Annotated in this window: 1 protein-coding gene; it reads right to left on the minus strand. The window is 68.6% G+C overall.

The genetic code is table 11. From position 1 onward, the window contains the following. Positions 1 to 369: hypothetical protein (locus PROKR_RS33585; protein WP_036959393.1), on the minus strand; the 369-nt coding region annotated here is incomplete at its 3' end. Positions 370 to 1095 lie beyond the last annotated feature (726 nt).

Here is a 1095-nt window from a genome sequence, read left to right on the forward strand (position 1 = left end):
CCTCGGCACGGAGCGTGTGGCGGTGGCCGTCCGACATCGTGTAGGAGCCGTCCTCGTTGGCGGCGCGCACGATGGGCGAGCGCGGGGCAGCTCGGCGACGATCGGGGCGTCGGACTTCCCGACGATGTTGTCGAGCATGCGGACCATGCCCTGTGCGCTGACTTCGCCGGGTCGGTTGCGGTGGCGGTCGGCGAAGGCGCGGATCGCGGCGACCTGACCACCGGTCTCCAGGGCGCGGGCGGTGAGGGCGTGGATCAGGTGGTCGCGGGCGGTGATTGCCGTATCGACGGCCTCGGCGATGGCCTCGTAGGCGTCGCGGTCCGGGTCGGTGTCGTAGAGGGCCCTGATCTGGGCGGGGGTGTCGCTCATGGTGTGCTCCTTGGGGTATGTAGGAGGCGGGCGGTCAGTACAGGTAGCGGTCGGCGAGCCAGAAGATCAGGACGGCGAGCGGGATCGCCGCCCACCACGACGCCCACGGCGAAGGCCAGGACGTCGAGGGCGAGGGTAGCGAGCGCGCGGGCTAGGCGGCGGAGCATGGTCAGGCGACCCACGGGCCCATCTTGGCCTGCATGGCGTCCATGCGGCCGAACGGCGGCTGGTGGGCCTTCTGCACCATCGAGTGGCGGCCCTTGGCCGTGCCGCAGATTGCGGCGGCCATCTTCTCGTTGACCTCCGCCCGCAGGGGAGGGCCTGGCCCGTGCGAGCGGCGAACGCCTTGCAGTGCTTGCAGGCGCACTCGACGGTGACGGTCGGGATGTCCGTGCGGGGCTCGTTGCCCATGGTGTCCTCCTGGTCAGTTGGGCCGGGTTCCTCCGGCCATGGCACCAGCGTAGCCACGCAAGGGCACTTGCGCAACCCTCAGGGTGTAGAAGGTGTAGAAGTTGTAGGTCTCCCTGGTTACCCCTCAAGAAAGTAGTTCTTGAAGAAGTAACTAGAGAGAGGTACACCTTCTACACCTTCTACACCATCGGGGGCCTCCGGCCTCTCGCCCGGCGTCAGTCGTCTATCTGCCCGGCGAGGTAGTCGGGGCTCGGCCTCCGCTCGGTGCACCTTCTGATCGATAGGCAGGCGGCCCGGTTCGACCACCCAGGGCCC

The organism is Promicromonospora kroppenstedtii DSM 19349 (genome assembly GCF_000515355.1).
GTDB lineage: Bacteria > Actinomycetota > Actinomycetes > Actinomycetales > Cellulomonadaceae > Promicromonospora > Promicromonospora kroppenstedtii.